This is a genomic window from Microvirga ossetica, assembly GCF_002741015.1.
Classification (GTDB): Bacteria; Pseudomonadota; Alphaproteobacteria; order Rhizobiales; family Beijerinckiaceae; genus Microvirga; species Microvirga ossetica.
This window is the reverse complement of the sequence record NZ_CP016616.1, coordinates 1,339,822-1,365,810: the sequence shown is the minus strand read 5'-3', so window position 1 is coordinate 1,365,810 and position 25,989 is coordinate 1,339,822. Positions and strand designations below refer to the sequence as shown.

At 62.6% G+C, this 25,989-nt stretch carries 28 protein-coding genes and 1 pseudogene; 17 read left to right on the top strand and 12 right to left on the bottom strand.

Features of this window, described 5'->3' with window-relative positions:
* The first annotated feature begins 184 nt into the window (after positions 1 to 184).
* The 3 genes from BB934_RS06420 to BB934_RS06410 all read left to right on the top strand — a co-directional run bounded on the left by BB934_RS06420 (position 185) and on the right by BB934_RS06410 (position 2,301).
* The gene (locus BB934_RS06420; protein ID WP_099508889.1) at positions 185 to 1,045 is read left to right on the top strand and encodes a hypothetical protein; all 861 of its coding nucleotides are present in this window, start codon (positions 185 to 187) and stop codon (positions 1,043 to 1,045) included.
* A 20-nt stretch (positions 1,046 to 1,065) separates the two neighbouring features.
* A complete protein-coding gene (locus BB934_RS06415) occupies positions 1,066 to 1,785 on the top strand; it encodes a GDSL-type esterase/lipase family protein (protein ID WP_099508888.1) in 720 nt (239 codons plus the stop codon).
* Between the two features lie 153 nt (positions 1,786 to 1,938).
* The gene (locus tag BB934_RS06410) at positions 1,939 to 2,301 is read left to right on the top strand and encodes a hypothetical protein (protein WP_099508887.1); all 363 of its coding nucleotides are present in this window, start codon (positions 1,939 to 1,941) and stop codon (positions 2,299 to 2,301) included.
* A gap of 379 nt (positions 2,302 to 2,680) precedes the next feature.
* Here the strand turns inward: BB934_RS06410 and BB934_RS06405 are convergent, their stop codons facing one another.
* Together BB934_RS06405 and BB934_RS06400 are read right to left on the bottom strand one after the other, a co-directional pair.
* Positions 2,681 to 2,941 (bottom strand): hypothetical protein, encoded by a 261-nt coding sequence (locus tag BB934_RS06405; protein ID WP_157934060.1) that lies wholly within the window; start codon positions 2,939 to 2,941, stop codon positions 2,681 to 2,683.
* Positions 2,942 to 2,979: 38 nt separating this feature from the next.
* Positions 2,980 to 3,327, bottom strand: a complete 348-nt coding sequence (locus BB934_RS06400) for a hypothetical protein (protein WP_157934059.1) — start codon at positions 3,325 to 3,327, stop codon at positions 2,980 to 2,982.
* A gap of 211 nt (positions 3,328 to 3,538) precedes the next feature.
* On the opposite strand from BB934_RS06400, the gene BB934_RS06395 reads away from it, so the two are divergent.
* A complete protein-coding gene (locus BB934_RS06395; protein ID WP_173909428.1) occupies positions 3,539 to 4,591 on the top strand; it encodes an AraC family transcriptional regulator in 1,053 nt (350 codons plus the stop codon).
* 27 nt (positions 4,592 to 4,618) lie between these two features.
* On the opposite strand, the gene BB934_RS06390 is transcribed toward BB934_RS06395, so the two are convergent.
* Complete coding sequence (locus tag BB934_RS06390) at positions 4,619 to 4,945, bottom strand: ATPase inhibitor subunit zeta (RefSeq protein ID WP_099508884.1); 327 nt, start codon at positions 4,943 to 4,945, stop codon at positions 4,619 to 4,621.
* A gap of 227 nt (positions 4,946 to 5,172) precedes the next feature.
* On the opposite strand from BB934_RS06390, the gene BB934_RS06385 reads away from it, so the two are divergent.
* On the top strand, positions 5,173 to 5,637 hold the full coding sequence (locus BB934_RS06385; protein WP_099508883.1) for a DUF2231 domain-containing protein: 465 nt from the start codon (positions 5,173 to 5,175) through the stop codon (positions 5,635 to 5,637).
* Positions 5,630 to 6,970 (top strand): annotated as a pseudogene (locus tag BB934_RS06380) (PQQ-dependent sugar dehydrogenase); the annotation flags it as partial. The gene BB934_RS06385 and the pseudogene BB934_RS06380, both read left to right, overlap by 8 nt.
* 33 nt (positions 6,971 to 7,003) lie before the next feature.
* Here the strand turns inward: BB934_RS06380 and BB934_RS06375 are convergent.
* Entirely contained in the window at positions 7,004 to 7,777 is a 774-nt protein-coding gene (locus BB934_RS06375; RefSeq protein ID WP_099508881.1) for an SDR family oxidoreductase, read from the bottom strand.
* 76 nt (positions 7,778 to 7,853) lie between these two features.
* Between BB934_RS06375 and BB934_RS06370 the strand changes: the two genes are divergently transcribed.
* Positions 7,854 to 8,063 carry a hypothetical protein gene (locus BB934_RS06370; RefSeq protein ID WP_099508880.1) on the top strand — a complete coding sequence of 70 codons (210 nt, stop codon included), beginning with the start codon at positions 7,854 to 7,856 and terminating at the stop codon, positions 8,061 to 8,063.
* Here the strand turns inward: BB934_RS06370 and BB934_RS06365 are convergent.
* Entirely contained in the window at positions 8,048 to 8,707 is a 660-nt protein-coding gene (locus tag BB934_RS06365; protein WP_237050205.1) for a potassium channel family protein, read from the bottom strand. The two genes, BB934_RS06370 and BB934_RS06365, sit on opposite strands and share 16 nt — an antisense overlap.
* 286 nt (positions 8,708 to 8,993) lie before the next feature.
* Between BB934_RS06365 and BB934_RS06360 the strand changes: the two genes are divergently transcribed.
* Together BB934_RS06360 and BB934_RS06355 are read left to right on the top strand one after the other, a co-directional pair.
* On the top strand, positions 8,994 to 10,739 hold the full coding sequence (locus BB934_RS06360) for a cache domain-containing protein (RefSeq protein WP_099512660.1): 1,746 nt from the start codon (positions 8,994 to 8,996) through the stop codon (positions 10,737 to 10,739).
* 246 nt (positions 10,740 to 10,985) lie between these two features.
* The gene (locus BB934_RS06355) at positions 10,986 to 11,966 is read left to right on the top strand and encodes an ABC transporter substrate-binding protein (protein WP_099508879.1); all 981 of its coding nucleotides are present in this window, start codon (positions 10,986 to 10,988) and stop codon (positions 11,964 to 11,966) included.
* A gap of 90 nt (positions 11,967 to 12,056) precedes the next feature.
* Here the strand turns inward: BB934_RS06355 and BB934_RS06350 are convergent, their stop codons facing one another.
* Both BB934_RS06350 and BB934_RS06345 read right to left on the bottom strand, forming a co-directional pair.
* Positions 12,057 to 12,347: a hypothetical protein gene (locus BB934_RS06350; protein ID WP_099508878.1), complete on the bottom strand. Its 291-nt coding sequence runs from the start codon at positions 12,345 to 12,347 to the stop codon at positions 12,057 to 12,059.
* A 323-nt stretch (positions 12,348 to 12,670) separates the two neighbouring features.
* Positions 12,671 to 13,066 (bottom strand): Ohr family peroxiredoxin, encoded by a 396-nt coding sequence (locus BB934_RS06345; RefSeq protein WP_099508877.1) that lies wholly within the window; start codon positions 13,064 to 13,066, stop codon positions 12,671 to 12,673.
* 161 nt (positions 13,067 to 13,227) lie between these two features.
* Here BB934_RS06345 and BB934_RS06340 point away from each other — a divergent pair, with 161 nt between their 5' ends.
* Together BB934_RS06340 and BB934_RS06335 are read left to right on the top strand one after the other, a co-directional pair.
* Positions 13,228 to 13,749 (top strand): MarR family winged helix-turn-helix transcriptional regulator, encoded by a 522-nt coding sequence (locus BB934_RS06340; RefSeq protein WP_099512659.1) that lies wholly within the window; start codon positions 13,228 to 13,230, stop codon positions 13,747 to 13,749.
* 320 nt (positions 13,750 to 14,069) lie between these two features.
* On the top strand, positions 14,070 to 15,344 hold the full coding sequence (locus BB934_RS06335; RefSeq protein WP_099508876.1) for an epoxide hydrolase family protein: 1,275 nt from the start codon (positions 14,070 to 14,072) through the stop codon (positions 15,342 to 15,344).
* Between the two features lie 101 nt (positions 15,345 to 15,445).
* Here BB934_RS06335 and BB934_RS06330 read toward each other — a convergent pair whose 3' ends face one another.
* The 3 genes from BB934_RS06330 to BB934_RS06320 form a co-directional block, all read right to left on the bottom strand.
* Entirely contained in the window at positions 15,446 to 15,634 is a 189-nt protein-coding gene (locus BB934_RS06330; RefSeq protein WP_099508875.1) for a hypothetical protein, read from the bottom strand.
* A 276-nt stretch (positions 15,635 to 15,910) separates the two neighbouring features.
* A complete protein-coding gene (locus tag BB934_RS06325) occupies positions 15,911 to 16,237 on the bottom strand; it encodes a hypothetical protein (protein WP_099508874.1) in 327 nt (108 codons plus the stop codon).
* Between the two features lie 210 nt (positions 16,238 to 16,447).
* The gene (locus BB934_RS06320; protein WP_099508873.1) at positions 16,448 to 17,869 is read right to left on the bottom strand and encodes an APC family permease; all 1,422 of its coding nucleotides are present in this window, start codon (positions 17,867 to 17,869) and stop codon (positions 16,448 to 16,450) included.
* 423 nt (positions 17,870 to 18,292) lie between these two features.
* On the opposite strand from BB934_RS06320, the gene BB934_RS06315 reads away from it, so the two are divergent.
* Complete coding sequence (locus BB934_RS06315) at positions 18,293 to 19,684, top strand: DUF1254 domain-containing protein (RefSeq protein ID WP_237050204.1); 1,392 nt, start codon at positions 18,293 to 18,295, stop codon at positions 19,682 to 19,684.
* Positions 19,685 to 20,037: 353 nt separating this feature from the next.
* Here BB934_RS06315 and BB934_RS46920 read toward each other — a convergent pair whose 3' ends face one another.
* A complete protein-coding gene (locus BB934_RS46920) occupies positions 20,038 to 20,184 on the bottom strand; it encodes a hypothetical protein (RefSeq protein ID WP_157934058.1) in 147 nt (48 codons plus the stop codon).
* Positions 20,185 to 20,742: 558 nt separating this feature from the next.
* Here BB934_RS46920 and BB934_RS06310 point away from each other — a divergent pair.
* From BB934_RS06310 to BB934_RS06300, 3 genes are all read left to right on the top strand, one after another.
* The gene (locus tag BB934_RS06310) at positions 20,743 to 20,952 is read left to right on the top strand and encodes a cold-shock protein (protein WP_099508871.1); all 210 of its coding nucleotides are present in this window, start codon (positions 20,743 to 20,745) and stop codon (positions 20,950 to 20,952) included.
* Between the two features lie 94 nt (positions 20,953 to 21,046).
* The gene (gene infA, locus BB934_RS06305; RefSeq protein ID WP_099508870.1) at positions 21,047 to 21,325 is read left to right on the top strand and encodes a translation initiation factor IF-1; all 279 of its coding nucleotides are present in this window, start codon (positions 21,047 to 21,049) and stop codon (positions 21,323 to 21,325) included.
* 31 nt (positions 21,326 to 21,356) lie between these two features.
* Positions 21,357 to 21,620 (top strand): hypothetical protein, encoded by a 264-nt coding sequence (locus BB934_RS06300; protein WP_099508869.1) that lies wholly within the window; start codon positions 21,357 to 21,359, stop codon positions 21,618 to 21,620.
* 248 nt (positions 21,621 to 21,868) lie between these two features.
* Here BB934_RS06300 and BB934_RS06295 read toward each other — a convergent pair whose 3' ends face one another.
* On the bottom strand, positions 21,869 to 22,342 hold the full coding sequence (locus BB934_RS06295) for a VOC family protein (RefSeq protein ID WP_099512658.1): 474 nt from the start codon (positions 22,340 to 22,342) through the stop codon (positions 21,869 to 21,871).
* Positions 22,343 to 22,729: 387 nt separating this feature from the next.
* Here BB934_RS06295 and BB934_RS06290 point away from each other — a divergent pair, with 387 nt between their 5' ends.
* Together BB934_RS06290 and BB934_RS06285 are read left to right on the top strand one after the other, a co-directional pair.
* The gene (locus tag BB934_RS06290; protein WP_099508868.1) at positions 22,730 to 24,268 is read left to right on the top strand and encodes an ATPase domain-containing protein; all 1,539 of its coding nucleotides are present in this window, start codon (positions 22,730 to 22,732) and stop codon (positions 24,266 to 24,268) included.
* Positions 24,261 to 25,928, top strand: coding sequence for an ATP-binding protein (locus tag BB934_RS06285; protein ID WP_099508867.1), 1,668 nt, complete (start codon positions 24,261 to 24,263; stop codon positions 25,926 to 25,928). The genes BB934_RS06290 and BB934_RS06285 overlap by 8 nt, the downstream gene beginning before the upstream one ends.
* Positions 25,929 to 25,989 lie beyond the last annotated feature (61 nt).

The following is a 25,989-nucleotide window of genomic DNA, read 5'->3' as shown; positions in this document are numbered from 1 at the left end:
TTATAAGAATATTAATTCGAAATTAGATGTATTTATTTGCTTGAGAAAAGACTTTCTCGGTGTTGTGTATTCGATGAAATTTATTCAATACTATTGTTCTTAAGATTTCGATGTGATCGACGCCGCAAGCGGCATGATCTGTGTCGGGCGGTTCGAGACAATGGATTGAGCGAGGGTGAGCGGAATGAAGCGCCGCATTTTCGATAACGGCATGACGACGATTTCCTATTGCCCGGCGGGCGCCTCCGCGAGCGAGACGGTGATCGTCACCTTCGCCGAGATGGGGCCGATCGATGTGGAGCGCCCCGGCTTCGGCGAACTCTTTTTGAATAAGCGCGGATACGACGTCATTTCCGTTCAGAAGCGCAAGGAGAACTGGTACCAGGATTTGTCGATCGAGGACCTCAAGCAGGCTGTCTCGGAGATCATCGGTCGATACAAGACCGTCTTCACCTATGGATCGAGCATGGGCGGATATGCTGCCCTGTATTTCGCATCGGCCGTGGGAGGGCGGGCGCTGTCGTTCTCGCCCCGTCATCACAGCTATTATGCGTTGGTCGGAATGCACGCTTACGCCAACCAGTTCGAGCCCAACCACCTGCCATTGCAGGACGTCGCCGACCCGAGCCAAGAACACCTGATCCTCGTCGACCCTCTCCAGCCCATCGACGGACCCTACGTCCTGCGCGAGGTCGTGCCATCCTTTCCGAAATCGACAATCCTGAACCTCAGGTACACTGATCACCCGTCCAAGTTCGTTCTCGCGCATGGCGGCGTTCTGCAGAATTTCGTCGTGGACTTCATCGAGGGACGTCCCATTAACGAAAGGCTGCTGCGGAGCAGTCGCGGGAAATCGCCGCAATACCTGCACATGCTCGCAAAGGCCTGCTTCAAGAAGGGACGCACGGCCACAGCCATGGCTTTGTGCCAACGGGCCTTGTCGATCAGGGCGGATCACAAGGATAGTCTTGTCCTCATGGAGAGGATGACGCCCAAGGGCACGCTGCAAAAGCGGTCTTCCGCCGATGCCTTGGCGCTCGCTTGAGATTTCGGCGAGACGATAGGATGCGCTCGTCCTCATCCTTGCGGTCGCTCTGCATCGCTGCGGCGCTGATCGTCGCGAGCACCATGTCCTCACGGGCCGAGAACGGTGGCGAAGGGCAGGGCTGTCCGCGAGCCGATCTGATCGTCACGACGACGCCCGCTCCGGCGCAGGCGGCGGCGCGCGTGCAGGATCATCTCGCTCTTAAGGCCGCTCTGCCGCCGGCGGCGGATGTCGTCATGATCGGCGACAGTCTCGTCCGAGGCTGGGAGCTGCAATGGGCGGGGGCGGCGTTTGCCGAAGCGCGCATCTCGAATCTCGGCATCGGCGGAGACAAAGTGCAGAACGTGCTCTGGCGATTGAGGGACCTGCCGCTGTCGTCTCTCCGCCCGAGACGGGTCGTGCTCCTGGCAGGAACGAACAACCTCCCGAGCGACAATCAGGCCTGCGCCATTGCCGCAGGCATCGCCGAAATCGTCCGGACGATCGCAACGGCCTGGCCCGATGCCCGGCTCGACGTGATCGGCATTCCGCCGAGGGGCGATGCCTTCTCCTCCCGGAACACCACACGGCTCGAAGTCAACCGGCTCATCCGGGACGTCGCCCAGCGTGCCGGAGCCCGCTACGTAGATGCCGACGCAGCTCTTATCAAAGCGGGTCCTCCGGCCTACCGGCAGGACAAGCTGCATTTTACCGAACTGGCCTACCGGATCTTCGGCGATCTCCTGAACGATCCGCACTGATTGCTGAAAGACGGCTTTCGCGCTCCCTCGCGTGGGAAGAGGATCTGCCGGGATTGACAGGGAGACGGTCCGTCGGGGTATCGGTGATCGCAGCGGCCTGTCGGTTCACGCTCTTGCGAGGCGAACTGATCCGCGCATCGGGAGGAACGGGTATTGGTCAAGCGGATTGGTTCAAAGGCCTGGCGGGTTCAGGTCTCGGACGACGGCACGATCGTCGCCCTCGGCATTCGCGCCGATATGGGCAAGGAATATGAGGTGCTTCTCAGCGCGGTGGATTCCACGCCTCTCGTGACGGACCTGCTCAGCGAAATGGTGCGAACCCATCGGGACAAGCCGCCCAGGACCTTTGCCGCGGATGCCGGACCGAACCATGCCAAGAGCGTGCCGGTGCAGCCCTTGAGCACGAAAATCGACCGGAGCGGCGAAAGGCCTGTCCTGATCCTTGATTTCGGCGGCACGGTGCTGAAGGTGGCAATCGACCCGGATCAGCTTCGGCGGGACTTGTCCGCGCCATAGAGAATTTTCGCCGGCGCGGATCGGGTTGCTCAAGTGAACAGGCGTACGATCCGCCGCGGCAGATCGTGCAGGGCACAAACAAGAGCCAATACAATTTATACGGGTCTTATTCGGAGGCCGCACCCTGGTCTGTCGCGCGGGTGATCGCTCGGAAAAGCTCCCGCCCGTCCGATTTATGGCGCTCTTGAAGGCTGCCTTTCGAACGGGCGGGGTTCCCGGCGCTGGTACGCAACTTGCCCCTACGCGCCGGAAAATCGTCTGTGACGGGAGGACGGCCTGAGGCCTGTCTCCCATGGGCTCCTGGCCTGTTCGGCCGAGCACGATGCGCCACGGGATCGCGCAGGTGGAAACATTTACGTTATTGAAATATCCCGTGATTTTATTCCGATTCCTCCCGGCCTTTGCCGCGAGCGCCATTCGAAACGCGCCGGTTCCAAAGCCAGGTTACGACCAGAGACAGCACGATCCCGCCGAGAATCGACATTGCGACTCCGGTGAGGAAATACGTGACGGGATCGACATCCAAGGTCAGGTCCGATGCGACCATGCAGATGTCGAAGACGACGAACAGAAGCAGTCCCGCCAGGCCGCCGCTGAAGGCGCTTTCTATGAGGTCGATACGCCGCGGGGCGGGTTCCATGATATCGCTCCGGGCGACGAGAGGCAGCCGTGCCGCCGTCAATGTAGGATCGGCAACCGGTGCGTCGCGTCCTGGACGAACATGACCGCGGCCGACAATTCGTCCTCGTCGAACTCGTAGCAGCCGAGACTGTCGATGGTCGCCCCTGTCATTTGCGAGCGGAGTTCGAGCCACAGCGTCGGCATTCCGGCCATTCCCTCGCTCGGCACTTCCATCAGACGCACCTCGAGGCTGCTATGCCGGACAAGCGTGACAACGCGGCATCCGTCCATGTCGTGCGGCTCCATGGCGAGCCGCACATAGGCGCGAATGATCTTTTGCTCGATCCAATCGGCGTCCAGCGCCGGACAGGGGGCGCTGGCGGCCATCGCTTGAGGCTGAGGCATTCGATCTCCATCGGTTGCACGATCCCGGGCCGCATGGGCAGCCGAGTGCATCGGGGTTGGGAGGACCAGCAGCCCCTGCGCGTAATCACCATCGATGCCAGGTTCATACACGCGACACGGGTCCCCGGTCTTGCTATCCTTGGCCATTGATTTGTCTGTACGAGCCATCGGGACGGCAAAAGAGAGCACCGCATCGGGAGGGGTGGAGGCAATGCATCATGCGTCCAAGGCACCCGGGACCATGCCGCCGACCGCTAGCGGGGGAATTGCCCGCCTTGCGGTGGCTCGCGCCATCGCGGCGGGCATCGACCCCGAACCCCTCGTGCAAAAGGCAGGCCTCACGCTCGCTCTCCTGGAGGATCGCGACGCCCGCATCGGTGCCCGGAACCAGATTACCCTGTTGAATCTCGTGGCAAGCGCCGTCGGCGACGAGTTGCTCGGCTTCCATCTCGCCGAGGGCTTCGATCTCAGGGAAATCGGCCTGTTCTACTACGTCCTCGCCTCCTCCGCGACGCTTGGGCAAGCCCTCACCCGGACCGTACGCTACAGCGGGGTGACCAACGAGGGCATCAAGGTTCAGTGCCGGAAGGCGAGCGATCTGTGTGTCCACGTGAGCTATGTCGGCGTGCCGCGGCATTCCGATCGCCATCAGATGGAGTTCTGGGCGACGGCCCTGGTGAGGGTATGCAGGCACCTGACGGGCACGCATCTCAGGCCGACCCGTGTCAAGTTCTTCCATCCGCGCTGCGGATCGTCCGACGAGCAGGATGCGTTCTTCGGCTGCAAAGTCGCGTTCGGCGCCGAGCGCGACGAGATTACGTTCGTACGGGATGCCTCTGCGCTGCCGTTCGTCAGCGCAGATCACTATCTGAACGAACTTCTGATCAGGTATTGCGAAGAGATCCTGGCGCGCCGACCCGCACGGGCTACGCCGATGCGGGCTCTTGTGGAGAACGCCATCGCACCGGTCCTGCCGCACGGGCGGGCGCAAATGAGCAACATCGCCGAAACGTTCGGCATGAGCCGCCGGACGCTCGCGCGCCGGCTTGCCGAGGAGGGCGTGTCCTTTACCGAAATCCTGGAAGACATGCGAAGGGATCTCGCATTGCGCTATCTGGAGGATCCGACTCTCTCGATCTCGCAAATCGCCTGGCTGCTCGGCTTTCAGGAGATCAGTGCCTTCACGAGCGCTTTCAAGCGGTGGACGGGGGTGACGCCGACGCAGAAGCGCACGCGGTCGAGCGCTATGGCTGGCGCGGCCTGAGCCGGCCGCTCGGCTCGGCTTGTGGCCTCATCGCGACATCAGATTGCGCGCGATCATCACCGTTGCGGCATCGGAGGACTCTCCCCGCGTTCCCGGCATCAGGTTTCCGGCCTTGAGCATGAGTTCGGTCATGACGCCGAGGATCCGCTCATCCGACTCGACCACGCCGGCGGCGTCGAAATCCTTGCGGATTTTGCTGAAGACGTCACAGAGTTTCGGATCGACCGTGGCTCGGGCGAGGGCATCCGAGTAGGCATCGGCCTCCTGGCCTGTGATTCCCAATCTCTCGGCGGCCCATCTGCCGAGGAGCTTGTTGCGAAGGATCGTCTTTCCCACATCGTCGACGCTGGTCATTCCAAAATCTCCGATTGTCCGCCGTGAAATGCCCCTCAGCGAATTCCATGGCACGCGCGATTATATCCCGTCGCAATGGATCTAGGTCACGATATGGCAGATCAATCGTCGCAGCGACTGCGGGAAGGTTCATCCTGGGCATATGGAACGATGTCGTGAAGCGTAGCCGAGGAACTTAAGCGGGCATCGGCCGTAGACATAGAGTCTCATCGACGAAGAGAGCTCCAATGCCGCCGCAATATATCAGGTCTCGGCAATCGACCGCCGCAATCGCCGGGCATCCGATCCACGCGATGCTGGTGCCGTTTCCCATCGTCTGCTTCACGCTCGCTCTCATTGCCGACATCGCTTACTGGCGAACATCGAATCTGATGTGGCTGGAATTCTCCGCCTGGCTGCTGCTGGCGGGCATCGTTTTCGGCGTCCTTGCAGCTGTGTTCGGGGCGATCGATTTCTTCGCCCGTCCGGAAATCCGCAGTTTGAAGCCTGCCTGGCCGCACGCCATCGGCAACCTCATCGCGCTGATCCTGGCCTTCTTCAACAATCTCGTTCATACGGCCGACGGCTGGACTGCGGTCGTGCCCTGGGGGCTGACTCTCTCGGCGCTGACGGTGCTGGTCATGCTCGTCACCGGCTGGCTTGGCGCGGCGCTCGTTCATATCCACGGCGTGGGAGTGCGCTACTATGACTGAACGCTTCCACCGGAATCGCGCCTCCGCTCTTCTTGCAACTGGCCTCCTTGCGCTCGCCCTCATCGGCTGCAGCGACAGCGGCTCGGGCTTCGATGTCTCCACCCAGATCGGCCCCGATCCGGTTCTTCCCGAGCCCAGCACGGAAATCCTGCCCGACCTGAAGGTGGCCGAAGTGGTCGGCTGGAAGGACGGCCAGACCCCGACGGTCCCGCAGGGGCTCGCGGTGACCGTCTACGCCAAGGATCTCGTCAACCCGCGCACGGTGCGCACCTTGCCGAACGGCGACGTCCTCGTCGTGCAGTCGCGCGCACCGGAAGGCAAGCCGTTGCCGCGGCCCAAGGACGTGATCCGCGAATGGATCATGGCGATGGCCAAGGGTGGCGGCGGCGGACCGCCGAAGGAAAGCAACCTGATCACGCTCCTGCGGGACACGAACCGCGACGGCAAGGTCGATGAGCGCCACGATCTGCTCAAAGGGCTGAACTCGCCCTTCGGCGTCCTCTGGCACGAGGGCACGCTCTACGTCGCTGCGGCCGATGCGATCCTGGCCTATCCCTATCAGCTCGGACAGACACAGATCACCGCGGCGCCGAAGGAGCTGGCGCCGCTTCCCGGCGGGCCGATCAACCATCACTGGACCAAGGATTTGGCGATCAGTCCGGACGGGCGCTTTCTCTATGCCTCGGTCGGCTCCAACTCGAACGCCGCGGAACGCGGAATCGAGGCCGAGAAGGGCCGCGCCGCGATCTGGCAGATCGACCGCGGGACGGGCGCCGCCCGCCTTTACGCGTCCGGCCTGCGCAACCCCAACGGCCTGACGTTCCATCCCGAAACCGGTGTCCTGTGGACGGTCGTCAACGAAAGGGACGAGCTCGGGCCCAACCTCGTGCCGGATTACCTGACCTCCGTGCAGGAGGGCGCCTTCTACGGCTGGCCATGGAGCTATTTCGGCAATCATGTGGACGAGCGCGTGCATCCGCCGCGACCGGACATGGTGCAGAAGGCCATCATGCCTGATTACGCGCTGTCGAGCCATGTGGCAGCGCTCGGCCTGACCTTCTCGATGAACTCGACCTTGCCTGAGCCTTACAGGAACGGCGCGTTTATTGGCGAGCACGGCAGCTGGAACCGCAACGCCTTTAACGGTTACAAGGTCGTCTACGTCCCCTTCGCGAACGGCAAGCCGGCCGGCAAGGCGCAGGACGTGGTCACCGGGTTCCTGGACGGCGATCAGGCCCGCGGCCGTCCGGTCGGCGTCGCCATCGACGGCACCGGGGCGCTCCTCATCGCCGACGATGCCGGCAATGCCGTGTGGCGGGTGGCGGCGACGAACGCTGCCGCTCCGCAGAGCCAATGAGCGCTGCTTTCACAGCACCGCGAGCAGCCCGCCGTCGACGTAGATGATCTGGCCATTGACATAGGCCGATGCGGCAGAGGCCAGGAATACGGCAACGCCGATCAGGTCATCCGGCACGCCCCAGCGCCCGGAGGGAGTCCGGCCTCGCACCCAGGCATCGAACTTGGCGTCCTCCGCAAGGGCCCTGTTCATGTCGGTGACGATGTAGCCAGGGCCGATGGCATTGGCTTGAATGCCGTGCGCCGCCCATTCGGCCGCCATGGAGCGCGTCAGCATCTTGATGCCGCCCTTCGCGGCCGTGTAGGGCGCGATGGTTGCGCGAGCGACCTCGCTCGCCAGCGAACCGATATTGATGACCTTTCCGCCATTGCCCCGTGCGATCATGCGTCTTGCAGCCTCGCGACCGACCAGGAAGGCGCTGGTGAGGTTGGTTTCCAGCACCATCCGCCACTCGTCGGCCGCCAGATCCACCATCGGCTTGCGCAGTTGAATGCCGGCATTGTTGACGAGAATGTCGATGGCGATGCCCGAGCGGTCGAAGCCATCGAAGGCAGCCTCGATCGCGCTCTCGTCGGAGACATCGAAAGCGCTCGTGGTGACCCGATGCCCGGCACTGCTCAGCGTGTGCGCGGCAGCGGTGAGCTTTGCCTCATCGCGACCATTGAGAATGACCGCCGCGCCGGCCTCCGCAAGCCCGCGGGCAATGGCCAGCCCCAAGCCCCCCGATGAGCCGGTGATCAACGCCGTTTGGCCGGAAAGATCGAATAAGTCCCGCACGTTCATGCTTCACTCTGCCTGACAACAAAGCCAGCAGCTCAGCGCCGCGACCTGTGTCCCGGCGCGCAGACTAACCGGTCTGATGGGTGAAGAACAGGTCCGCTTCCTCGCCCATCTCACCCGGTTCTACTGCGACCAGCCTGCAATCCTGCAGCCCGCTCGCGGAGGGCTCGCTCCCTGGCAGGTGCGTCGGACGAAAGGCCTCCTGTTGTCCCGCATGGACGGAAAAGTCGGTCTCGCCGAACTCGCGGGCGCCATCCCACGAGCGGTGCGTTCTCAGTCGCTGCTGTGACGCATTTCGAGGGTCACGATCCTCGCCAGCAAAGTCGCCGGATACAATTGGCCGATCACGCTTTCGAGGATGCACAGCGTGCGTGCGATCGGATGCACCGGAACGATGTCGCCGTATCCCGTCGAGGTCAGGGTCACGAAGCTCAGATAGAAGACCGAGTTGGCAAGGGCCGCGTTGTCTTCGAATGTTATTCCCTTGATGGCATCCGGGGTCGACAGCCCGACAAAGATGAACAGGGTCCCGAAAAAGACGGCGATGAGCAGGTACAGCAGGATGGCGCCCACGATGCGGTGATAGGTGATGCGGCCGCGCCTGAAGACGGCTTGGGCGACGACCGCTCCAAGAGTGACCGAGATGGCGAGCCAGGCAGACGCCAATACATAAAGGTTGTATGGCCATGGCGGATAATAGAGCCGCAGCACGAAGACGACGATATTGGCCGTGAGGCAGATAAACATCACGGCTAAAGCCGCGGGGTGGTCGGAGATGACGAACATGCTGCCGATGATCGCCAACAGGGCCGCGATCGCGAAGCCCTGAAACACGAAAATTCCGACGGCCTGAAGCGGTGCAAAGACAAACATCGCAAGCATCAGCACTACGGTCAGCAGCGTGAGCAGCCGGTCCGTATACACGCGCCGCATCCGGCGAATTTCCTTTATGCGACCCACGATCCTGTGCATGTCGATCGCATGGTAACGCTTCTCGCCCCTCAAAGCATGGGCGCAAAAGTGGAGTGGCCGCCACGAACGGCGGCTGCGGGCGACGGCGGCAGCCGGAGACAAACCACTGGCAGGGTGCCGCGACTGGCCTCATAATCGACGGAAATGCGATGGCTGCCGGTCGAGGCCTCTCAATGATCGCTTTGCCTTCCGTGTCGATGATCCGTGCGATCCCGGCTCCTTGCCGTCGCGATCGGCCAAAGCGCTCATGAGCAAGCAGCGTCTCCGGCTCCGCGGCCTGTTCCAGAAATATTTCCTCGTGCTGTTTCTGGCCGTGGTCATTCCTCTGGCGACCAATGGCGTCAGCGAGGCCTGGTTCGGCTATCGCGACCAGCGGGCGACGCTCGATCAGCTTTTGGGGGTCGAGGCGCGGTCGGCGGGCGCCAAGATCCAGGGCTTTCTCGACGGCATCGCCAATCAGCTCGGCTGGCTGGTCCAGCTCCCCTGGACCGACGAACCGGACGAGCGGCGGCGGATCGATGCCCTGCGCCTGCTGCGGCAGGTGCCGGCCATCGTCAGCCTCACGCTTCTCGACGGCAACGGACGCGAGCGTCTCTATGTCTCGCGCATCGGCCTGAACCGAACCGAGACCCGAACCGACCGCTCGGCCGACGAGGCCGTGGCGGGAGCCCGCTCGAACCGGCTCTGGTACGGCGAAGTCAGCTATTATCGCGACTCCGAGCCCTACATGACGGTTGCGATATCCGGCAATCGTCCCTCGGTCGGCGTGGTTGTCGCCGAGGTGAACCTGAAACTGATCTGGGACGTGATCTCGGCCATCAAGATCGGCGCGACGGGCGACGCCTTCGTGCTGGACGGGCCGGGCCGGCTCGTGGCCCATCCGGACATCAGCCTCGTGCTGCGGGGCGCGGACGAGGCGACGCTCGCTCCCTTCCGGGAGATCCGGGAGGTGATCCAACGCGCCGGTGCGGATGTCGCGACGGGCTGGGACGCCGAGGGCATCGCCGTCGCAGCAGCCGCCGCGCCGGTTGCCGGCCCTGACTGGACGGTCGTGGTCGAGCAGCCCCTGTCCGAGGCCTTCGGGCCGATCTATGCGGCCTTGTGGCGGACCGTCGGCCTTCTTCTCGCCGGCGCCGCCTTCTCGGGTTTGCTGGCCTATGTCCTCGCCAGCCGGATGACCAAGCCGATCCACATGCTCGAGGATGGCACCGAGCGCATCGGTGCCGGGCAGTTCGACCATCGCATCCATATCGCAACGGGGGACGAACTTCAGCGGCTCGCCGAGAGCTTCAACGCCATGGCCGCTGAGCTCGCCGTGTCGCAGGAACGCCAGGAGCGGATCGCGAAACTCAAGCGGTTCCTCGCGCCGCAGGTGGCGGAGCTGGTCGACCGCAAGGGTGACGACGATGTGCTCGAGGGCCGCCGCACCGAAGTCGTGACCGTGTTCGGCGACCTGCGCGGCTTCACCGCCTTTTCGGCAAGGACGGCTCCCGAGGAGGTGATGAGCGTCCTGTCGGAATATTACGATGCGCTCGGCCAGATCATCACCAAGTATGGGGCGACGCTCACGAGCTTTTCGGGCGACGGGCTGATGCTCCTCGTCAACGCGCCCGTCCCGGTCGCGGAGCCGGCGCTGCAGGCCGTCGATCTTGCGGTGGAGATGCAGCTTTGCGTGCAGAAGCTCATCGTCGGCTGGCACCAGCGGGGATACCGGATCGGGTTCGGGATGGGGCTTGCCATGGGCCAGGCCACGGTCGGGCGGATCGGCTACGAGAGCCGGTTCGACTACACCGCCATCGGCAGCGTCGTGAACCTCGCCGCGCGCCTGTGCGCGTCGGCCGCCGACCGGGAGATCCTCGCGGACGCGACGGTTGCGGAGGCGGTCAAGGATCAGCGGATTCTGAACCCGACGGGGATGCGCCGGATCAAGGGGTATGACGAAGAGTTCCTCGTATACCGCGTCGCTTACGCCGAGCGGCCCGACGCGGTTTAAGCGAAGCGCTCGATGAGCGATCTGCCGGATCGTTCAAAGCGGTTTCGTGATACAGGCATTGCAGTTAGAGCATCGGACCCGAAGGGCCACGCCAATGAAAACCGGGTCCACTTTTCCTCATAATGCGCTATGATCCCGGCAAGTCGTCGGCTGCCGATGAAACCGTCGAGGTGAACGGATGATGGCTTTTGGAATAATGTTCCATTCTGCGTCTTCAGCCCTCCATCAACATAGGATGCTGAACAGATGAGGCGGCGGGATGTCCTCACCTGGCTCGGCGGTGCTGCGGCATGGACCCTTCCTGCGCGCGCGCAATCGCCGGCCATGCCCGTCATCGGATATCTCGCGCCTGAATCGCCCGCATTGTTCGACAGCCGCCTCAAGGCCTTCCGGGAGGGCCTTGCCGACGTCGGCTATGTCGAGGGCCGCAACGTGGCGATCGAATACCGGTGGGCGGAAGGCCGGTATGATCGGTTGCCCGCACTTGCAGCCGATCTCGCCAGCCGGAACGTCGCCGTCCTTGCCGCGCCCGGCGGCGCGCCTGCCGCGGTCGCTGCAAAAGCGGCGACGAAGACGATCACGATCGTCTTCGAGATGGGAGGCGATCCCGTCGCGCTCGGCGTGGTCGACAGCCTGTCGCGGCCGGGAGGCAATATCACGGGCGTGTCGAGTCTGAGCGTGGAAGTCTCGCGCAAGCGGCTGGAATTCATGCACGAGCTGCGTCCGACCGCGTCGTCCTTCGCCGTTGCCGTCAACCCGACCAGCCCGACCTCGGGCTCACAGGTGAAGAACCTCCAGCTGGCGGCCGAGGCCCTCGGGGTGCGGCTGCATGTTCTGAACGCCAGCACGGAGGGTGAGTTCGAAGCGATGTTCCTGTCCGCCACCCAGGCACAGGCGGGCGGACTCGTCTTCACCTCGGATCCTTACTTCGCCTTCCGCTCTCCACAGCTTGCCTCTTTGTCCTTTCGCTATTCCATGCCGGCGATCACGCAGTCCCGCGACTTTCCCCTGGCAGGCGGCCTGATGAGCTATGGAGGCGATTTCACACAGTCGCATCGCCGCGCCGGCAGCTATGCCGGGAGGGTTCTGAACGGCGAAAAACCTTCCAATCTGCCGGTGCAGCTCGTCACGAAGGTCGAGCTGTTCATCAATCTGAAAGCGGCGGAGGCCTTTGGCATCACGGTCCCGCCATCCCTGATCAGCAGTGCCGACACGGTCATCGAATGAGATCGAAACGGTTGCCTTGTTCGCGCAGGCCTTCAAGGCTTGCGTGACAATATCTGCTGCCGGGTCACAGAGGTGATCGCAAGACGATCGTCAGTCCAGCCAATCGCGGGGGCCTTGTTTGCAGCGATAACCGACGAAGCAAACCGGTGTTTCGAGACTCGGCACATAGGCCGTCTGCGCATATTCGGTCATCTGGCAGAATGTGCGATCGCGAACGAACCGGTCATAGGTGCTGCCGCCGGTGCCAAGGACAATGGCGCCGCTGGCAAACACCAATTGGCGGTTTGCGCTGCACGACATGTCCACCGTCGACGGGCGTGCTTGCGCCTGTGCACCGGTCACCACCATGAAAAGGGATAGCACTATCGTGCTCTTCCACATCGCTGCCTCCAGGCATCTTTCGTTTCCAGCGCAGGTCACCCTGAATTCATACTCCTTCCGCCCTGTCTCTGGAACGTCATTCCGCTATCACATCTGCTTGACTTCCAAATGGCGGAGTTTTCACAGCGTCGGCGCCGGATCCCGTTCGAGACCCGTTCACTGATGCGGCAAGCTTGGCATTGATCGACGCGGCATCGGGATTTCGCGGGTGCGCTTCTGCGAAACTCGCGCTTTAAGCACGTTGCGTAGCCGGATTGAACGCTCGTTGCGTCGCCTCCCAAGGGAACCGGGCCCGCCGTGGAGGCAGGCCCGGCCGATCCGGTTCAGAGCAGGTTGGTCTCGACGGCGATGTTGCCGTGCGTCGCCTTGGAATAGGGGCAGATCGTGTGTGCCGCGTCGACCAAGGTCTGCGCGACCTCGCGGTCGAGACCCGGCAGGCTGACATTGAGGCGGGACTGCAGGACATAGGCGCCGTTGTCGAGAACCAGATCGATCTCGGCATCGACCGTCGGCTGGGCCGGAAGGGCGATCTTCTTCTGGGCGGCGGCGAGCTCGAGCGCGCCGATGTAGCAGGCCGACCAGGCTGCGCCGAACAGGTTCTCGGCCGCAGGATGCGGCTGCGCCAGCTTGAGGTCTAGGAAGCCGTCGCTGCTGCGGGTGCCGCCGTCACGGCCGCCCGTGTTGTGGGTCTTTCCGGTAAAGATAACCTTGGCAGTCATGGCGAAATCCTTACGATGCAATTTAAATCGTATCCGATTAATTCGGATACGATGCAAATAGAGAAAGCAAGGGGTTATGTCAAGCACTTCCGATTTAATCGTGTGCGATTTATATTGCGGTCGAGCGGAAGATCGCGGATAGACCCATGCCCAAGGTAGCCATGCCCAAGATAGCGACCAAGACATCGGAATCGGAGAACCCGGCTACGCACCTGCCGGATTCCCCACAGAAAGGCGGGGAGGGGAGGAAGCTCGCGAACTTTCTCTGCTTCTCCATCTACTCGGCGAACCTGGCCTTCGGCCGGGCCTACAAGCCGATCCTGGACAAGCTTGGCCTGACCTACACCCAGTATATCGCCCTGGTGGCGCTCTCCGAGGAGGGCGACCAGACCGTCGGCGCGCTCGGCGAGAAGCTGTTTCTGGAATCCAACACGCTGACGCCGCTCCTCAAGAAGCTCGAGGCGATGGGCTATATCCGGCGTCACCGCGACTCCGCCGATGAGCGGCAGGTGCGGGTCAGCCTGACGCCGGCCGGTCGCGAGCTGATCGACGCGGACCCGACCGCGTCGCTGGTCGAAGCCACCGGGCTCGGAGAAGATTTTTCCGCCGTGCAGAAGTCCGTCGCCGGGATTCGCGACAACCTCCTGCGCGCCATGCGGGCGAAACCCGATGCAGCGGAGTGAACGCCCTCCTGCTTCTGCAACCGCTTCGCTTGCCGGCTCGGCGAGCGAGGCGTATCCTCCGCGCCCAATCAACGTTCTGCGTTGAACCTCGGCTCCGACGGGCCGCTTTTAATCGACAGCTTTGCCGACGTCGCTCCTCAAACCGAGTGGTTGTGTAACCCGCGGAAGGAGGGCCTGTTCGCAGGCGCCTCAGCCTCCATCGAATGAGAGGGTCCCAAGCGACCGCTCCGCGGTGACGTGTGCACAAGGCCAGAAGTCTCGTGATCGTCCGAGTCTTGCCTCTCGCCACCTGTGGCGACCGGAACGCATGGAGAATTTTTATGCCGAATCCGTCACTTCCGAATCAACCTTCCCCCGCGACGGCCTCTGCGGGCGCAATTGCGGCCAACGTTCTCCGCAAAGGCAAACCTAAAGCAACTGAAGGCGACGCGATCCGTCCCTTCCGCGTCGACATTCCGGAAGCGGATCTCGTCGAGCTGCGCCGACGCGTCGAGGCGGCGCGATGGCCCGACCGGGAGACGGTGAGGGATTCGTCGCAAGGCGTGCAGCTCGCGACGATCCAGAAACTCGCGCAGCATTGGAAGACGAAATACGACTGGCGAAAGATCGAGGCGAAGCTCAACGCCCTGCCGAACTTCATCACCACTATCGACGGGCTGGACATCCATTTCGTTCATGTGCGCTCGAAGCATGAGAACGCGATGCCGCTCCTCGTGGCGCATGGATGGCCCGGATCGGTCATCGAACAGCTGAAGATCGTCGGGCCTCTGACCGATCCCACGGCGCATGGCGGCAGCGCGTCGGACGCGTTTCACCTCGTGATTCCGTCGATGCCAGGCTACGGCTTCTCGGGCAAGCCGACGACGACGAGCTGGGATCCCGTCCGCATCGCCAATGCGTATATCGAGCTGATGAAGCGCCTCGGATACACGCGCTATGGCGCGCAGGGCGGCGATTGGGGGGCGATCGTCGTCGACATGATGGCGCTAAAGGCCCCTTCGGGTCTGGTCGGCATTCATACGAACATGGCCGGCGTGGTTCCGCCCGAGATCGACAAGGCGCTTTTGCGCGGCGACCCGCCGCCCACAGGTCTGAGCGAGGAAGAACAGCGCGCATGCGAGCAGATTTCCTCCTTCTACAAGCATATCGGCTACGCGATCCTGATGGGCGACCGGCCGCAGACGCTGACGGGCTTTGCGGATTCGCCCGTCGGTCTGGCTGCCTTCATGATCGACCACGATCCCGCAAGCTACGAGATGATCGCGCGCTCCGTCGACGGACAGCCGGAAGGGCTGACGCCGGACGACGTCCTCGACAACATCACCCTGTTCTGGCTGACCAACACGGCCATTTCCGCGGCCCGTCTCTATTGGGAAAACAAGGGGCCGTTCTTCAGCGTCAAGGGCGTCACCATCCCCGTTGCCGTCAGCGTCTTTCCCGACGAGCTTTACCAGGCGCCGAAGAGCTGGTCAGAGCGGGCTTATCCCAAGCTCGTGCATTACAACCGGCTCCCCAAAGGCGGGCATTTCGCGGCCTGGGAGCAGCCGGAGTTCCTGTCGCAGGAGGTTCGCGCGGGGTTCAGGACGCTCCGTTGATTTCAGTGAAAAGCGCGGCGCGCACGATGTGCGCGCCGTATCCGCTTGCAACCTCCATCGCCTCGATCGACCTCCAGCCAAGCTCGGGTCCGGAACGTCTATCACCCCTTCACGATTTTGATGTCCGACTCGGCGACAACACAGGTGATCCCGCTCTCCACCTGCTGAATGCGGTATTGCGGCTCGTAGGAGGTCTCGGGGAGCAGCTGAACAATATAATACATATGATGGCGGTCGTTGCGAGGATGTGCCGGCACGACAGCTTGTCCGGTCTCGAATTTATGGCGCATGGGGCACCTATCTGGCTTGCACTTCTAGCTCATGCAGCCCCCGAGCAAGGCTCCGATTAACCGATGAAAGCGCGTGTGCCGGCGGTAAGTTCCACGACCCGACGAAAGAACGATGAATCGACGCTCTCAAGTTTCACCTAGGCTAGAAGCATCATCACATAACAGTTTTTGCAACAGGTCCTGAATTACCCTGCCGGATTGGGATGGGACGCCGCGATGCCAAATAAAAAGAGCGCCATCGGCTGTGAGCCGATGGCGCTCGTGGGAAGGTGTGTCTTAGCCCTGGACGTTGAAGATGTCGGCGTCCTGGTTGGTGAAGGCAAGGGCGTCGCCGCCTTCGCCGAGGAAGCCGGGGCCGCCGAGCGCCGTGGTCGTCGCCACCTGCGTGATCGGGCTGGCATTCACGTTGAGGTCGGGGCCGAAGTCATAAGCCGGGCCGCCCCACGGGAAGTAGTCGTGGTCGCTCATCTGGATGTTCGTGCTGTCAGCATCCTGGTTCGTCACGGCGATGGCGTCGCCGCCGCTGCCGAGAACGCCGGGGCCGCCGACGGCGGTGGTGGTTGCAACCTGGGTGATCGGGCTGGCATTCACGTTGAGGTCCATGAGCTATCCTATCTCTATCAAGTGTTGCGCTTCGTACCGCCTGAGATACGTTCTCCGTTGGCGATGAATGGACTTTGCACCACTTCCCAAACGGACACTGTGAACTGCTTCACACCGCTGAAATTCTTTTATTTTTTTGTGAAGCCGCGCATGAGAAGGCGGCCGGTGCCGCGCAGACTCCATGCCGTCGAGAAGGCTGCGTGAGCAGGTTCAGTTCACGGGTCCGGAGTGGCCGATGGGAGGAAGGTCGGTCCCGGACGGATTCAGCCCCTGCGAGCGCATCACCATCACGGTCACGAACCAGAGCACGGCGCCGATGGCGAGCAGGACGCCGGCAATCACATACTGGATCGAGGGTCGACCGGTCCAGGGCCCGACGAGGAAAGCGCAGGAGAGCGCGCCGAGAACCGGCAGGATCGTCGGGGTTCTGAAATGCTTGTGGTCGACCGTGTCCTTCCGGAGCACGAGAACCGCAACGTTGACGACGGTGAAGACTCCGAGAAGCAGCAGCGCAGTCGTGCCGCCGAGCGCCGGCACCGCGCCGACGAAGGTGATCAGCCCGAAGGCCAGGAGCGAGGTGAAGGCGATCGCGATGTAGGGCGTGCGCCGGCTCCGATGCACCCGACCGAGGATCGGCGGGAGCACGCCCTCGCGGCTCATGCCGTAGACAAGGCGGCTCGCCATCAGCATGTTGATCAGCGCGGAATTGGCGACGGCGAACATCGTGATGAGGCCGAAAACGCCGAGCGGAAAGCCCGGTGCCCCGGCCGAGACGACCTTGAGAAGGGGCGTCTCTCCCTCTCCGAGCTCGGCCGCCGGCACGAGCGTGATGGCCGAGATCGACACAAAAATATAGATGAGGCCGGTGAGGATGAGGCCGGTGAGGAGCACCTTCGGGAAGATGTGCGAGGGGTCCTTGCACTCCTCCGCCATGTTCACCGAATCCTCGAAGCCGACCATCGCGAAGAAGGCCAGCGTCGTCGCGGCGATGACGGACCAGAACAGGCCGCTCTCCCCCGGCTGTTCGAAGGTGAAGGCACGGGATACGTCGCCCTGGCCCGATCCGATCGCCCACATGCCGATGACGATGATGATCAGGAGGCCCGTGAGCTCGACGCAGGTGAGCACCACGTTGGCTTTCACGCTCTCGCCGACGCCGCGGAAATTGACGATGGCGACGACCGCCATGAAGAGGAGCCCGGTGAGGGTGATGCCGAGGCTTCCCAGGCCAAGGCCGAAGCCGGACGAGAAGTTGGCGGCGAAGGCTCGCGACGCCGTGGAGGCGGAGGTGATTCCCGAACACATCACCGCAAAGGCCACGATGAAGGTGACGAAATGGATCCCGAAGGCCTTGTGGGTATACAGGGCGGCGCCTGCGGCCTTGGGATACTTGGTGACGAGTTCGAGATAGCTGAACGCCGTGATCATCGCGATCACGAAGGCGACCAGGAAGGGCAGCCAGACTACGCCCCCGACCTGCTTTGCCACCTGGCCGGTCAGCGCATAGATGCCGGTGCCCAGAATGTCGCCGACGATGAAGAGAAGCAGCAGCCGCGGTCCCATCACACGGTGAAGTTCGGGTTCCAGCTCCGCCTTGGTGGATGCGCCACTGCCCGTCGCCAGATCGCTCATGGGAACAATCCTCCCTGCGACGGATCAATGGCTCAGGTTGTAAAACAGTTCCAGCAAGGCTGACGCGGACGCGATCGGTACGGCCGAACATCGACCGATGCGGACCGCGCTGCAGGAATCATGCGGCATGGCCTCAGGGTTTTCCCAATGTGAGTTTCAGGGAAGCCCCCGATCTACGCGAAAAGTGAAGCATGCTAAGCTGCGGCCGCGATGAGTGTATGGCCAAAAGCCGGTGCGCCCCCAGCAGTAACGTCGCAGCGCGCCACCTCAGCCGCTCGCCACCTCGGCAAGCCACATCGGCTTCGATTCCGGATGCACGGGCGTCTTTCAGGGAGCGATCACCTTATGTCACGACTTCTCAATCACACCACAAGGTTGTTCGGCACCGCGGTCCTGGCAAGTTGCCTCGGCCTCGGAGGCACGATGACGAACGCCTACGCGATCACCGAGCAGGAAGCCCAGGATATCGCCATCGATGCCTACGTGTATTTTTATCCGATCATCAGCTTGGATGTGACGCGCAAGCAGTTCACCAACCTCGAACCCGGCAAGGTTCCCGGCCGGGGGCCGATGAACATGTTCAATAACGTGCCCACCTATCCTCCCGGCGACGACAAGGGTGTGGTCCGCTACAATTTCGACACGCTCTATTCGTCGGCCTTCCTCGACCTCTCCAAGGAACCGATGGTGGTCTCGGTGCCGGATACCGGCGGGCGCTATTACCTCCTGCCGATGCTCGACATGTGGACCGATGTGTTCGCGTCGCCGGGCTGGCGCACGACGGGAACACAGGCTGGTGAGTATCTGATCGCGCCCGCCACGTGGCGACCCGATCTGCGCGAGCGGTTCGACGAGTTCCGGCTGCCTGCCGGCACCCAGCGCATCGATGCACCGACGCCGATCGTGTGGATCATCGGCCGAACCAAGACGGACGGCCCGGCCGATTACGACGCGGTTCACAAGATCCAGGCCGGGTACAAGGTCACGCCCCTGTCCGAATGGGGGAAAACCCCGCGAGCGCCCGAGGTGAAGATCGACCCGAGCATCGACATGAGGACGCCACCCAAGGTGCAGGTCGATACCATGCCGCCCCTGAAATACTTCGCCTATGCGGCGGACCTCCTGAAGCTCGCCGGACCTCATCTCACCGACGAGCCGATCCTCGCCCGCATGAAGCGGATCGGCATCGAGGCGGGCAAGAGCTTCGACGTCGATAAGATCGATCCGGTCGTCAGGAAGGCGCTCGAAGCAGCGCCGGAGAGCGCGCGGAATCTCATGGAGTGGAAGGTCAGGACGCTTGCCCGCGTCGCGAACGGCTGGTCGATGAACACCGACACGATGGGCGTCTACGGCAATTACTACCTCAAGCGGGCCATCGTTTCGCAGCTCGGGCTCGGAGCCAATCTGCCGGAGGATGCGATCTATCCCATGAATCTCGCCGATGAGACAGGCCGGCCGCTCGACGGCGCGAGCAAGTACACGATCCACTTCGAGAAGGGCCAGATTCCGCCGGCTGCGGCCTTCTGGTCACTGACGCTCTACGATTCTGACGGCTTCCAGGTTCCGAACAGCCTCAACCGCTTCGCTCTGAGCAGTTGGATGCCGCTCAAGCATAACGGGGATGGCTCCCTGGACCTGTACTTGCAGAACGAGAGCCCCGGACAAAACAAGGAAGCCAACTGGCTTCCCGCGCCGAAGGGGCCGTTCAATGTGATGCTGCGGCTCTACGCGCCGCGGTCGGACGCCCTGACCGGCAAGTGGAACCCGCCGCCCGTGACGAAGCTCGAAACCACCTCGAGCATCACCGCCCAGTAGACTGCCCTTTAGCGCATCGTGCGGAAAAGTGGATCCGGTTTTCGCTTGCGCGGCCCGCTGGGTCCGCGTTCAACGATGCGCCAGCCAAGGGAAGGAGCATCGTGCAGAAAAGTGAACCCGGTTTCCACTGGCGTGGCCCTGCGGGTCAGCGCTCAACGATGCGCCAGCCAACAGGAGAGGAGCATCGGAGCTTCTGCTCCGGTGCTCTGGAAATGTCTCGATAGGTCAAAGGCGGAAGGACGCTGAAATGCTGCAAAGGTCCGACGATGGTCTTTGCTCGGATCTTGAAGCCCGCTTGCCGCCCGCCAGCTGACCGATGCCATTTCAGGTCCTTGCGACTTGGCAAAAAGCGATCAGCCAATCATCTCGAGGACGATTTGGCGGATTTCCTCGCGGGACATGCCGACAGGTTGCCGCTTCGGCTCATCCTTGATCTGCGGAACGGCCTTCGCAGGCTGGGATTTCTTCTTATGATCCTGAGTGTGGAGAATGGTCGACATAATGAAACCTCGGCTCGATCGGCACGGCCGACGAGCATTGCTATGAGTGAAACCGTCGGCGCCAAGACGAGCAAGGGCTCAGCCTCGGCGGACCGACGCATGTAACAAGCGATGGGAACGGAAAGCGGGCTCGGCGCTCGATCATGAGCTAAAGAGAGCAGGCCGAACATCTCGGTTGGAGAACTCCAATATGGACTACATGTTAGCTCATTGCAAGATAAAACTTTGCAGATCTGGATAAATCGATGCGACGAAGGAAAGTTAAACGATCGCCAAGTCGAGATTGTCGCAGAACTATCCAGAAAATCTCAAACGTCGTCGAAGATCAGCGCCGGTCCGGATGACGAATTTTTCTTAACATACCCGCCTTGTATTCGCCGCAAGGCGGCCCTAGATAGGGGTCATCGACATTTGGCCGGACAATCGGGCCGTTTCGCCTTGGCTTTCCAGGCGCACGTTCAGACACCCTTTCCCAAACATCGACGAACCGGGTAAGGTCGTGCGGCAGCACGTCCTTCGCCCACGTGCACTTGCATCCGAAAAACCAAGGATATTCCCATGAACACAGGCACCGTTAAGTTCTACAACGATCAAAAGGGCTTCGGCTTCATCCAGCCCGACAACGGCGACAAGGACGTGTTCGTCCACGCCACGGCGCTCGAGCGTGCCGGCATCAGCGGCCTGCGCGAAGGCCAGAAGGTGTCCTTCGATACGGCCGAAGATCGCCGCAGCGGCAAGGTCGCCGTCAACAACATCCAGATGGCGTAACTTCCGTTGGTAACGGGCGGCGTGGTGCGCCACGCCGCTTGTCGAAGCCGCCCCTCGGGAGCGGCTTTTTTGTTTTCAGCAAAAGGATTTTGGAATGGCTAAAGAGGAACTGATCACCTTCGAAGGCGAAGTCATGGAGATTCTGCCGGACGCGCGCTATCGGGTGAAGCTTGAGAGCGGGCACGAGATCGTCGCCTACACCGCCGGCAAGATGAAGAAGAACCGCATCAAGACCCTCGCCGGCGACCGCGTGACCGTCGAGATGTCGCCCTACGATCTCGACAAAGGCCGGCTGATCTTCCGTCACAAGGACAGCGGTTCGGGCGCGCCCCGTCCGGGTGCTCCGCGCCGTCCGCAGTTCCGTCGCCGGTAAGGCGCCGCAGACCGTCGAGGAGCACTTTACGATGCCTGACAAGACTTGGACGTTCGAGGCCGGCGATCGTGTGCCGGAATGGCTCATGCGTCAGACCAACTGCGTGTTGCGCTTCGACCGCGATGCCGTCGTCGTCGAGAGCTGCAGCGAGTTCCTGATCTATCCGACCAGCACCATGGCGGCCGACGACACGATGGTGCTGGCCGAAATCATCGACCAGACGATCGATGCCGAGGTTGAGCAGGTTCTGCCCATCACCGCCCATACGGCCCCTCGGTCGGTGTTTCTCAATTGATGGGCGGATGAGGCTTGCACGAGCCACAGATATTCCGTGGGCCAGCTGGTCCACTCCGCTGCTAGCGCATCGTGCGAACCCAGGGGGCCGCGCTCAACGATGCGCCAGCCAAGAGAAGGAGCATCGGATTGGATCCCAAAAGTGGGGTCCATTTTTGGGTCCGATGCTAGAGACGCTTCCACGTCGGTGGAACCATCTCTCTTCTTCGGCCTGCCGCCCCCGACCGGCGCGTCATGCGCGGGAGAGCATCACCCGCGCCGCGCCGCCTCGATCGCGGCGACGTCGATCTTCTTCATGGTCATCATCGCATCGAACGCGCGCTTGGCCTCATCGCCGCCGGCCGCCATCGCCTCCGTTAGCACGCGCGGCGTGATCTGCCAGGACAGGCCCCACTTGTCCTTGCACCAGCCGCAGGCGCTCTCCTGGCCGCCGTTGCCGACGATGGCATTCCAGTAGCGGTCGGTCTCGGCCTGATCGTCGGTGGCGATCTGGAACGAGAAGGCCTCGCTATGCTTGAACGCGGAACCTCCGTTGAGGCCGATGCAGGCAACGCCCGCAACCGTGAACTCGACCGTCAGCACGTCGCCCTCCTTGCCGGACGGGTAGTCGCCGGGGGCGCGGTGCACGGCACCCACCGCGCTGTCGGGAAAGGTCTCGGCATAGAAGCGGGCGGCCGCCTCGGCGTCCTTGTCGTACCAGAGACAGATCGTGTTCTTCGCCATTGTCTTGGCCATTGCGTGTTCCCTTAGCTTTAAGCCGATGCTCGGCCTTTTTTCCCCACCGCTCTTCCGAAATAGGCAGCAAACCGCGTTTCTCCACCCCGGATGAGCCTGCCCCGTCCCGGTGATCGCCATCGGTAGTCAGCTTAAAGCGTCGCTGCCCGCTCTGGGTCAGGCTCTGAAGGTCCTCTGCCCTTCGCCAGCATCCGGTATTCGCACCTGAGCCGGTATAGACACTCCGCTTCATTGGGCAGGAACCTCAAGCTAGGCTTGAGCGTTATTTGGCGGTTCTCCTGAGTGGGAGATTGATGATCTTTCTCTGATCCAGCGTGAGGTTCCATCTTCTGCGACCCACTGGCATAGGTGCAAGGCCGTGCTGAAGGTTACCTGATGAATAGTCATGTCTCTACGGAAGCCTCACGAATTCCAACCGGAATCGAAGGGCTCGACGACATCCTCGGTGGTGGCGTCACGGCCAATCGGCTCTATCTGGTCGAGGGCCCGCCCGGCACCGGTAAAACCACTTTCTCGCTTCAGTTCCTGCTTCAAGGCGCCCGGCGCGGTGAGCCGGGGCTCTATGTCACCTTATCCGAAACGGAAAGCGAATTGCGGGCGGTCGCCCAGACCCATGGTTGGTCGCTCGATGGGCTTGAGTTGTTTGAACTCGTGCCCGAGGCCGGTCTCGATCCCGAGCTTGAGCAAACGCTTTTGCATCCCTCGGAGGTAGAGCTCGGCGAAACGGTGCGCGGGGTCATGGAACGGGTCGACGCTCTCAAACCGAAGCGGGTTGTGCTCGACAGCTTGTCCGAGCTGCGCTTGCTGGCGCAGAACCCGTTGCGCTACCGGCGGCAGATTCTGGCTCTCAAACACTTCTTCTCGAGTCGGGACTGCACGGTGCTCGTCCTGGACGACCGCACCGGGGAGCCCGGCGACCTTCAGCTGCACAGCATTGCCCACGGCGTCATCTCGCTCGATCAGACGCCGACAGGCTTTGGCGCAGAGCGCCGGCGCCTCCGGGTCATCAAGATGCGGGGCATCAAGTACAGCGGCGGCTATCATGACATGTCCATCCTGACAGGTGGCGTCTGCGTCTACCCGCGCCTGATTGCGGCCGAACATCCCGGCGCGACACCTGCCGAGATCCTCGAAACCGGAATCGACGGTCTCGATGCCCTGCTGGGAGGCGGGCTCGTTCCGGGAACGACCACCCTCCTGAACGGTCCCGCAGGCGTGGGTAAGACGACGGCCGCTGTGCGCTGCATGGTGTCGGCTCTTGAGCAGGGCGAGAGAGCCGCCTTCTTCCTATTCGACGAGCGCCTTCCCACTCTGATGCTGCGCTCGGCTGCGCTCAACATGGACCTGCAGCCTTATATCGAGTCCGGCCACCTCAAGATCCGTCAGATCGATCCGGCGGAACTCTCGCCCGGCGAATTTGCAATCGCGGTTCGCAATGCTGTCGAACGGGATGGTGCGAAGGTCGTCGTGGTCGATAGCCTCAACGCCTATTTGCAGGCGATGCCTGAAGACCGGCATCTCACGCTGCAGATGCACGAGCTTCTGTCCTACCTTGGTCAGCAGGGCGTTTTGACCCTGATGATTCTCGGCCAGCATGGCCTCGTCGGCGACATCCGCTCCGATGTCGATCTGAGCTATCTTGCCGACACGGTGCTGCTCCTGCGCTTCTTCGAGTCCGATGGCGAAGTCCGAAAGGCAATCTCGGTCGTCAAGACACGCACCACCGATCACGAACGCACCATTCGCGAGTTCCGGGTGGATACCAATGGTCTGAGCATCGGCACTCCCTTGCGAGGTTTCCAGGGCATCTTGTCCGGAGCGCCCACCTACAGGGGCGACACCGCTCCTCTGATGCACCCGGAGGCGTCGGCACACGCGCTGGGCGAAGGCAGCGACGGCATCGGCAATGGATGAAACGGTTCTCATCCTCACGCCCCATGGGCGGGACGCTTCGGTCGCTGTGGATCTGCTGAAGCGTCATGGAATTCCGGCTTTCATCTGCGAGCATCTGAAAGCTCTTTCCAGCGCCATCGAACGGGGCGCAGGCGCCGCGCTGGTTGCGGAAGAGGCTCTTGCGGGCGCTGACCTCCATGTTTTGGCAGCGCGTCTCGAACAACAGCCACCCTGGTCGGACTTTCCATTCGTGGTTCTCGCCAACGGACACAAGGGCGTGCGCTCCACGCGGGCGTTCGAAACTCTCGACCGCCTGCGGAACGTCGTGCTGCTGGAGCGACCTCTGCACGCGGAGAGCATGGTCCGGGCGGTGCGCTCGGCCCTGAATGCGCGGCGCCGCCAGTATGAGGCGCGCGATGTTCTCGCCCGATCGCGGGAAGAGCTCGAACGCCTTGTCCTCGAGCGAACCCGTGAGCGTGAGGAAGCACTGGCCCAGCTCCACGAAGCTCAGAAGCTGGAAACCATCGGGCAGCTGACCGGTGGCGTCGCTCACGACTTCAACAATCTGCTCACCCCGGTGATGGGTAACCTCGATCTGTTGCGCCGGCGCATCCCGGCCGACGACGCACGGTCGCAAAGGCTCGTCGAGAATGCGCTGCAGGCAACGAGCCGGGCTGCCACACTGGTGCAGCGGCTGCTGGCCTTCGCCCGTCGGCAGGACCTGCAGCCCAAAGCCGTGGACGTGTCGGAACTTCTGGCGGGCATCGAGGATCTCGTGACGCGCTCAATCGGGCCGACGATCGCGGTGAACCTCAAATCCCCGCCGGATCTGCCTGCGGCACGGGTGGACCCGAGCCAGCTCGAGCTTGCCGTGCTTAATCTCGCCATCAACGCGCGAGACGCGATGCCTCGGGGCGGTGTCCTGACCATCGAGGTCAAGCACGAGGCGGTCCGGCCAAGGCCCTGGGAAACGTTGAAAGCCGGCAACTACATTTGCGTCTCCGTTGTCGACAGCGGCGTGGGCATGGATGCGGCAACCCTGAAGCGCGCCGTCGAGCCCTTCTTCTCGACCAAAGGTGTGGGCAAGGGGACTGGCCTTGGCCTGTCGATGGTGCACGGGCTGGCCGCGCAATCGGGCGGTGCGCTTCTGCTGTCGAGCAAGCCGGGATCCGGGACCCGGGCGGAGCTTTGGCTTCCCGTGGCCGAAGAGAAGGCCGCGGCGAGCGAGCAGACGCAGGCTGAGGCAATTCCGGCCGCATATCCATCGACCGTGCTGCTCGTCGATGACGAGGAGCTCGTGCGGATCGGGACGGCGGAAATCCTGATGGATCTCGGCTACACGGTTGTCCAGGCCAGCTCGGGCGCAGAGGCGCTCGGGCTTCTGCGTCGGGACGAGTTCGAGATCGATCTGCTCGTGAGCGACTATCTGATGCCCGGGATAGACGGGGCGAGTTTCGTGCGCGAGGCCCGCAAGCTCCGACCCGGTCTTCCGGCCCTTCTCATCACAGGCTACACCAATCTCGTCCAGGGACCCGGATCCGAACTGCCGCGGCTGGCAAAGCCGTTCCGGCAGGCCGAACTCGCTTCCCGCATCGCAGAGCTCGTTGAGGCCGCACGATCGCGCGACAACGTGATACGACTGCAGGGTGCGGGGCGCCCTCGTCAGAACTCGGGCGAATAGCAAGCTTCCGACATTCCGAATACAAAGAAAAAGCGCCTGTCCGAAGACGGCGCTTTGAGTT